Raw genomic sequence first — 9049 nt, forward strand, 5'->3', positions numbered from 1 at the left:
GGCTGATCCACCGTCATCGCAGGCAAGCCAGCTCCCACAATGGATGGGTGTACATCCGAATGCCCGAATGATGCCTGGCCAACAATGGGGTGCTGCTGCAGCAACACCCCATCAGCAATTACCTCAGAAGTCGTAGCTCACACTGGTGTAGTAGAACGCACCCTGGGCGCCTTCAGGACTGGTGATCGAGTAGATCGGCACACCGTACAACTGCGCGCCGGAAGCCTTGTCCGGGTGAGTGTTGAACAGGTTCGTCGCACCGGCTGAAAGCTTGATCCCCTTGCCAAGGTTGTAGGACACGTCCAGGTCGGTGACCCATTGCGGGCTGAAGGTCTGGTCGAGGTTCGGGTTGGCGGCGTTGAGGCTTTTCCATTCGCCATAACGGCGCTGGGCCACGGTGACTCCCCACTTTTCATAGGCCCAGTTGGCGCTGAGGGTCAGCTTGTAGTCCGGGGTGCCGTGCTCGATCAGGCCTTGGGTGGTGCGGCCGATGATCTGGTTGCCCGCGATGTTGCCGACGTTGCGCAGGTCGGTGATTTGCGTGCGATTACGCGCATAGCCGGCGTTGAAGTTCACCCGGCCCCATTGCTGCAGGTCGAGTTTGTAGTTGCCGGTCAGTTCGATACCGTCGGTGCGGGTGTCGGCGATGTTGGTGTAGAACGCCGCGCTCTGGATATTGGCGTAAGGCGTCCCGGCGAAGATCGGCGAGACCACCGAGGCCGGCAATTGGTCGGAAAGGGTAATGCGGTTGTTGATGTTGATGCGGTAGGCATCCACCGTCACCGATGCGTTGTCCAGCGGTTGCCAGACCAGGCCCAGCGAGTAGTTGGTCGACTCCTCGGGCTTGAGCTGTGTGCCGCCCAGGGCCTGGGCTTCCGGGCTGTTGGCGCGCAAGGTGCGCTGCTGCACCTCGACGTAGTTACCGCTGCCCGGCGGCTGTTCCACCACCTGCACACTGAACGACGACATGCCGCTCTGCGCCAGGGACGGTGCGCGATAGCCGGTGCTGGCGCTGGCCCGTGCGGCGATCTGCGGGGTGAAGTCGTAGCGCAGCGACAGCTTGCCGTTGGTGGTGTCGCCAAAGTCCGAATAGTGCTCGGTACGCACTGCGACACCGGCCTGGAACTTCTCGGTGACCTGGCCTTCGACATCCAGATACGCGCCCAGCACCTTGCGTTGCAGCGAGTCGGCATCCACCGGGGTGATACCCGAGTAATACCCGGTGAGCCGGCGTCCGGTCACCGGGTCAACGGTGTTGAACAGCGGGCCGTTCTGCGAGGCGGCCGGCGCGCCTGCGCTCAACTGATAATTTTCCTGGCGCCAGGCCAGGCCTGCGGAGACGGTCAGCGGCTTGAACAGCAAGTCGGTGGGGAAGTCCCGCACCCAATCCAGGGTCACGTTGGTCTGGTCGTTCTTGCGCTCGCCGGTGTAGATCGTCGCCGGGCTGTTGGTGCCCCAACTGGGGTTGATCGCGTTGTAGTCGGTGGACTTGACGATGTTGGTGCCGTGGTTCAGCGCCAGGTCGAACTTGCCCAGTTGCTCGTTTTCGTACCGCAGGCCACCGGTGGCGGCATAGTCCTCCAGGGTGTAGCGCGTGATCGGCAAACGGCCGTCCGGATAACGCTGCAAGGAAACGCTGCCGTAGTTGTTGTACAGCGCGGTGGGCGGGTCAAAAAAACCGGTGGAGTCGGTGTTCTTGTGGGAATAGGTGGCGAACCCGTAGGCGGTCAATCCTTCGCCCACACCCATCTCGCCGTTGGCCAGGAAGTTGTACTGGTCGGAGACACTGTTGGAGCCCCAGTTCCAGGTGCGATAGCGGTTGTTCTGCTCGCGCGGCGTGTTCACGCTGGTGTCGCCGCGATAAAAGATTCGGTTGTCCGGGTTGGTGTCGCTGGCCGGGTCCTGGCTGCCGGCATCGAAACTCAAAGTCAGGAAACCGTCATTCGGCAGTTCGAAGCCTTTCCAGCCGCTGTACTTGCGCTGCATGCCATCGCCCTTGTTGTAGCCACCGAAACGGTAGCCGACGTTGCCGCCGTCGTCTTTTTGCTTGAGCACGATGTTGATCACCCCGGCAATCGCATCGGAGCCGTATTGAGCGGCGGCGCCGTCACGCAGGATCTCCACGTGGTCGATCGCGCTCAACGGGATCAGGCTCAAGTCCACCGCTGCCGCGCCACGACCGTTGGCCAGGCTCTGGCGGGTGATGTTGGCGCTGGTGTGGCGGCGCTTGCCATCCACCAATACCAGCACCTGGTCGGAAGCCAGGCCGCGCAGCGAGGCGCCCTGGGCGATGGAACCGGCAAATGCACCCTGGGGCGACTGCGGGAAGCTGAAGGACGGCGACAGTGCGGTCAGTGCGCCGGACAGGTCGGCAGCGCCGGTTTGCTGCAATTGCTCGCCGCTCAGCACATCTACCGGTGCGGCGCTTTGCAGGGCGGTGACGTCGCTGCGGCGGGTGCCGAGTACCACCACGGTGTCGAGCTTGTCGGTCTTGGCAGTGGGCTGCGCATCAGCCGCTACAGCAGGCACGGCAAGGCTGCCCATGACCAGCGCGATGGCGCCGGCCAACGGAGTACGTTGGAACATAGAAAGGTCCTTTCGAAGCGTGTTGACGATGGCGGCCGGGCGCTATGGCTCAAACAAAGAAGGTCAACTGTGGGAGCGGGCTTGCCTGCGATGATGGCGGCACAGCCACATAATGGTTGGCTGACCCACCGCTATCGCAGGCAAGCCAGCTCCCACATTTGATCTCCGGCGTTTGGTGAATAGTGTCCGGCGGCTGAAGTTAGAAGCGGCTGGTCACGCTCAGCCCCACGGTGCGTGGGTCGCCGTAAGTGATCACGTACTGCCCCAGCCCGCCGTTCGGCCGGCCATGCACCTGATAGCGGCGGTCGGTGAGGTTGTTCACAAACCCGGTGACGCTGAGTTTTTCGTCGGCGCTGTACCAGGTCAGGCGGCTGTTGGCCAAGGTGTAGTGCGGCTGGCTCAAGTCCTTGTCGGCGCTGCTCTGGCGGTCGGCGAGGAAGTATTCCTTGTCGCGAAAACTCACGTCGGCACCGGCCACCAGCTTGCCGCCGATTTCCAGCGGGATGGTGTAGTCGCCACCCAGCGACACCACGTTGCGCGGCGAGCGCACGAAGCTGTTGCCGCTGTAGTCACCCGTGACCGCACCGGTGTTGGGGTTGGTGTTTTTGAAGTCGGTGTATTCGGTATCCAGGAACGAAATCGCCGCCCGCAGGTGCAGGTAGTCGGTGGGTTGGCCTTCCAGTTCCAGCTCGGCGCCCTTGACCTTGCCCTTGGCGCCGTTGGTCAGCGCGGTGGTCAGTACGCCGTTGTTGACGGTCAGCAGGTTGACCTGAATGTCCGAGTAGTCGTAGTAGAAGATGTTCGCGTTGGCCGTCAGGCGATGGTTGAACCACTCGGACTTCACGCCGAATTCGTAGGCATCGAGTTGTTCTGGGTCCACCGTGGTCAGCTGCGACAGGCTGGTGGACAGCCCGGTGTTGAAGCCGCCCGAGCGGAAGCCGTGGGCATAGCGGAAGAACACCCGCACGTTGTCGTTGATCCGATATTCCGGGGTCAGGTCATAGGTCCAGGCTTCCCAGGTCTTGTCTTCCTGGCGGTTGCCGTTGGTACCGACGCCGCCCAGGGGAATCAGCGGGCCATTGGCGGTGGCGCGCGTCAACTGAGTGAGGTTGAGGTCGATGTCTTTCTTTTCCTGGGTCCAGCGCAGGCCACCGGTCACGCTGAAGTTGTCGGTGAGGTCGTAGGTCAGGTTGCCGAACAGCGCGTAGCTGTCGGTGGTGTGGTTGTAATTGAGGTCGCGAAAGTCCGTCGCGCCGTTGACCTGGTTCGAGCCGGTGCCATTGGGTGTCGGGCCCGGGGCGATGAAGCGTCCGGCGCTGCTGTCCAGGTCTTCATGGAAATAGTGCGCGCCGGCCAACCAGCGCAGGGTTTCCTGCTGGGGCGAGGCCAGGCGGATTTCCTGGGAGTACTGGGTGTATTTGTTGTCGGCGGTAGAGGTGCCGTTGACCTCGTAGGGCGTGTAGTCGGCATCGCCACTGGACTGGCCGCGGATGTAGTCGTAGGCGCTGATGGACGTGAGGGTGTAATCGCCCAAGTGCCAGTTGAGGGTCAGCGAAGTACCGTCATGGTTGAGCTTGGAGTCGTCGTCCACGTTCAGCGCAATATTGCGCCCGGCGGGGCGTGTGTAGCCCACGTTGTAGTAACGGCCGAGGGTCAGCGCACCGTTGGCGCCGTCGCCCTTGAACTCGCGGCTGTGGATCTTCCACAGCGCGTCCAGGTCCGGGTTGAGCTGGGCGAAGAATTGCAGGCGCACGGCCTTTTTGTTGACGTCGCCGTAGGTGTGATCGTCGATCAGGTTTTTCTGGAAACCGTCGCGTTCCTCGGAGTACAGCGAGATCCGCGCCGCGAGTTTTTCCGGAACCAGGGTGCCGCCGATGGCGCCGTTGACGATGCGTTCGTTCTTGCTGCCAAAACCGATCGTGCCATAGCCGTCGGTGTCGAAGGTCGGTTTCTTCGAGATGATATTCACCGCGCCGGCCGTGGTGTTCTTGCCATACAGCGTGCCTTGGGGGCCGCGCAGGATCTCGATGCGCTCGAGGTCAAACAGCGGACCGCCACCGGCAATCGGTGCGTTCAGGTACACGTCATCGGCGTAGATGCCCACCGGGTACACAGTGGCTGCGCCGGTGTCGCCGGTGCCCAGGCCACGGATGTACCAGCGCGGGCGCCCGTCGCCGTCGGGGTTTTTCGCCGAGGCGTTGGGAATGAAGGTGGTGATATCGCCCATCGACCGCACGCCGTCGGCAATGATGCTGGTGCCTTGTACCGCCGACACCGCGACCGGAACCTCTTGCAGGGTTTCTTCCCGGTGTTGTGCGGTCACGGTCACGGTCTTCAGCGACGGTTCGGTTTTGCCGGCGTCGTTTTCGGCAGCGTCGGCGGCCAATAGAGGTTCGCTGGCGGTGCCGCCTGCCAGCAGTAAAGCGAGCCACAGGCCCTTGGTGATTGGATTAAGTGTGTGCATGAAATCTCCCCCGGAAAAGTTTCCTTGAAGGGGCTAGAGCAGAGATCGTGCCAAGCAGATTTCAGGGTCGATACATGTTTGTAAGATATTGATATATAACGATTAAAAAATTAAGGAAAAGGGCGTTTTCGAACCATTGAAAGCGCAGCCGAAGGCCGCTTGAAAAGCCTGTCGAAGATTCAGCAGAAGTTGCTTGGAGGGTGCTGCTGGAGCAGCAGGGGAGGTGTTGCCGTAGCAGCTGTCGAGCCCCGGCGAGGCTGCGTAAACGGTGTATCTGACACACCGCAAACGCAGCCTCGCCTGGGCTCGACAGCTGCTACATGGGGGAGGTCAAACAGCCACGCGGGAGGTGGAGCCGATGACCTTTTCCAGCACGCTGAAATCAATCCAGTCGCGCACATCGAAGCGCCGTGGAATGAAGTTCCAGCGATGCAGGAAATCGGTGAAATCCTGCAAGGCTTCGATGGAGCGCGAATCGAGCGTGGTACGCAGCCGACGATGGGCATCTTCGCCGTAGGCCGCGGTTACCCAGTACTCGCTGGTGTTGAGTTCCTGTGCCAGGAAGCGCCGGGTCTCGTCCGGATTGGCCCAGGCCCATTGCTCGGTGCGCAGCACGGTGTCGACGATTTTCACGCTGGCGTCGAAGTGCTCCTGCAGCAGGTTGATGTCCACCGTGAGGGTGCGTGGCGTGCCGTTGTTGGAGCGGATCAGCGGGTCCGGGTGCGAACCGGTGTCCACCACCACATGCAGGCCGAACTCGTTGGCCAGGTGCACGGCGTGGGCACCCTTGAGGAAGATCGCGTCGATATCACCGCGCAGCAGGCCGATCAGTTCGTTGTTGCGGCGGCTGAAGCGGCTCACCCCCAGGCTCGCCGGGGAGCCGTAGACGTATTGCACCTGGTTGTCGCTGTAGGTGCCGCCGTAGGGGTAGTCCACCAGCTCTACGTCCGAGACTTCCAGGCCTTCGAGCTTGAGGGCGTTTTCCAGGCCGCGCAGGGCCTGGGCACGGGTGAAGTCGATCTGCACGTTGGCCCATTTCGGCAGGCCGAAGCGCCGGTTTTTCAAGTCGCGCACGCTGCGCACACCGCTCTCGGCGGTGGTCAGGATCAACTGCACCTCGTCGCTCCACGACAAACCCAACACCCGGGTTTCCACGCCACTGGCGTAGGCCCAGATCGCCGGGATATTACCGCCGTGGCGCACCGAGTTTTTCAGGTGATGGTCGTAATGCGCCTCGCGAACTTCCCGTTCCGTGGACTCGCGCAACGACTGGATATTGGTGCCAAAAGGCAGGAACGCCTCGGCCAGGCGACCGGACTGCACAGCAATGCCAAGACCGGTGGGAACCGGGCTGTGGGTGTACCAGAGAGTATCGAGTGGTTTGCTCATAAGGGTCTTCGTTCAAATCCATGAAATAGGAAACCTTTGCAGGAGCCCGGCTTGCCGGCGATGAGGCCCGAAAGGTCAATACCCCATTGAAGGCCGTCATCGCCGGCAAGCCGGCTCCTACAGGGGTTAGCCTGCCAGCGCGGTTTTGCCGTTCAAGAGTGCTTCCAGCGGCCGTGCATCAATCCATTCACGCACGTCGAAGCTTTTCGGGATAAAGCGCCAGCGGTGCAGGAAATGCGTGAAGTCCTGCAGCGCGGCAATTGCCTGTTCATCAAGTTCGGTGCGCAGGCGCAAGTGGGCGTCGTTGCCGTAGGCGGCGGTGACCCAATACTCACTGCTGTTGGTTTCCTGGGCCAGGTAGCGCCGGGTTTCCTCCGAGTGGGTGTGGGCCCATTGCTCGGCGCGCAGGACCGAGTCAAGAATGCCGGTGGCTACGTCGAAGTGGTTTTCCAGCAGGTTCAGGTCCACCGCCAGGGTGCGCGGCGTGCCGTTGTTGCTGCGGATCAGCGGGTCCGGGTGCGAGCCGGTGTCGATCACCGTGTGCAGGCCGAAATCATGAGCCTGTTGGGCGGCGTGGGCGCCCTTGAGGAAGATCGCATCGACTTCACCGCGCAGCAGGCCTATCAGCTCCAGGTTGCGTTCGCTGACTTTTTGCGTGACTGGCGTACCGGCGATATTGCGCACCGGGGTATCGCTGAAGGTGCCGCCGTAGCGGAAGTTCTTCAGCTTCACGTCGCCGACTTTCAGGCCTTCCAGTGACAACGCGTTTTCCAGCCCGCGCAGGGCCTGGGCGCGGGTGAAGTCGATCTGTGCGCCGGCCCAGTCCGGCAGGCCGAAAGTACGGCCCTTGAGGTCCTTGACGGTTTTGATGCCGCTGTCCTGGCGGGTCAGGATCAGTTGCACTTCATCTGCCCACGACAACCCGATCACTCGGGTTTCCCGGCCTTGGGCGCGGGCCCAGATCGCCGGGATATTGCCGCCATGGCGTACCGAATTGCGCAGGGTGTGATCGAAGTGCGATTCGCGCACCGCCTTGTCATCGGACTCGCGCAGCGACTGCACCTCGGTGCCCAGGGCACCGACGGTGTCTTGCAGCCAGCCTTTTTGCACTGCAATGCCCAGGCCGGTGGGCACGGGGCAGCGGGTGTACCAGAGCGTATCGAGAGGTTGGGTCATCAGGAGTTCTCCCACAGCGTTCAGGCGCTGGCTTTCAAAGGTTGGATCGCCGGGCGTTGGTGCACAAGCGGCAGGACTTCCTGGCCAATGCGCAACGCTTCTTCCAGGTGTGGATTGCCGGCGAGGATGAAGGTCGAGAAGCCGGCGTCGCGGTATTCCACCAGGCGCTCGGCGATGTTCTGGTGGCTGCCGACCAGGCCCACGGTCGGACCCGGTTTGGCTTTGGCGAAACCGGCCCACAGGTTGGGACCGATGATCAGGTCGTCGAAGCGGTCGACGTTCTGGTGGTACGCGGTCTGGCGCGCGCCGCCGACCGAATCCGAGCCGCTGGTAAAGCCCTTGGCGACCTGGCTGCTCTTGCCTTCGAGCTTGTCGAACTGGCGACGCAGGTCTTTCCAGGCTTGCTCCTCGGTCTCCCGGGCGAACAGGTCTACCCGCAGGCCGAAGCGCACGGTGCGGCCTTGTTTGTCGGCCAGTTCGCGCACGCGCTCGATGTGTGGCTTGAGCTTGTCGATGGGTTCGGCCCAGTTCAGGTACACGTCGGCGTGTTTGGCGGCGACATCGAGGGCGGCGTCGGAGAAACCGGAGAAGTACACGCCGGGCTTGCGTTCGTGGTGCAGGCCGTGGGGCAGGGCGCCGTTTTCCAGTTGGTAGATATCACCGTTGTAGGAGAATTTTTCGTGCTCCCAGAGGCCCTGGATGATGTCGAGGAATTCGCCGGTGCGCTTGTAGCGCAGGTCGTGTTCGAGGAAGTCACCGTTGGCGCGCTGGCTGGCGGGGTTGCCGCCGGTGATGATGTTCCACTCTACGCGGCCACGGCTGAGGTTTTGCAGGATCGCGGCTTGTTGGGCGGCGTAGGCGGGCAGGGTCCAGGTGGCCTGGAAGGCGATCAGGAATTTGATGCGCCGGGTTTCTCGGGCCAGGGCGGCGGCGACGATCCATGGTTCGGGGCCGGTGGGCAGCAGGGCGCCTTCGAAGCCGGCGAGTTCGGCGGCTTTGGCGACCTGAGCGATGTAGTCGATGTAGGTGAAGTCGTCGGGTTGGCCGTTGGGCAGGCGGCCTGGTGCGATGTTGCCGGGGCGGTAGGTGGGGTTGCCGCGGTTGTGTTTGTCGGTGGTGAGTTGGGGGCCGTCGGTGCCCAGCGGCAGGCGCCAGAAGAATTCAGTGGTCATGGGTGCTCCGGTTCAGTCGTATTGGGTGCGGGGACCTTTGGGGATTGGGACTGCAACGGGCATGCCATGGGGGCTTGGGCCAACGGGGGCAGGGGGTTGTGGGTTTTTTGGGGGTGGGGGTGCGTCTGTAGCAACACTGGGTCAGCAGTGGGTGCTGTAGGTGAAGCACTTTGTGTACATATCCGTTGTTGCGGTCAGGGCCGCTATTGGTTTCGCTCTTACAGCGAGTCACTTTGCAAAAAAGCGGCAAAGTAACCAAAGC

5 protein-coding genes are annotated in these 9049 nt (G+C 62.4%); all 5 read right to left on the reverse strand.

What is annotated here, in order from left to right; translation table 11 throughout:
- Positions 1-123: 123 nt before the first annotated feature.
- Complete coding sequence (locus ACW9I6_RS27605) at positions 124-2586, reverse strand: TonB-dependent receptor plug domain-containing protein (protein ID WP_003212536.1); 2463 nt, start codon at positions 2584-2586, stop codon at positions 124-126.
- A gap of 199 nt (positions 2587-2785) precedes the next feature.
- Positions 2786-5050 (reverse strand): TonB-dependent receptor, encoded by a 2265-nt coding sequence (locus tag ACW9I6_RS27610; RefSeq protein ID WP_008430519.1) that lies wholly within the window; start codon positions 5048-5050, stop codon positions 2786-2788.
- A 330-nt stretch (positions 5051-5380) separates the two neighbouring features.
- Positions 5381-6439 (reverse strand): aliphatic sulfonate ABC transporter substrate-binding protein, encoded by a 1059-nt coding sequence (locus tag ACW9I6_RS27615; protein ID WP_003212534.1) that lies wholly within the window; start codon positions 6437-6439, stop codon positions 5381-5383.
- 126 nt (positions 6440-6565) lie between these two features.
- Entirely contained in the window at positions 6566-7615 is a 1050-nt protein-coding gene (locus tag ACW9I6_RS27620) for an ABC transporter substrate-binding protein (RefSeq protein ID WP_003212533.1), read from the reverse strand.
- A 20-nt stretch (positions 7616-7635) separates the two neighbouring features.
- Positions 7636-8787: an LLM class flavin-dependent oxidoreductase gene (locus tag ACW9I6_RS27625; protein ID WP_008430513.1), complete on the reverse strand. Its 1152-nt coding sequence runs from the start codon at positions 8785-8787 to the stop codon at positions 7636-7638.
- Positions 8788-9049 lie beyond the last annotated feature (262 nt).

The organism is Pseudomonas sp. SDO5522_S412 (assembly GCF_054071215.1).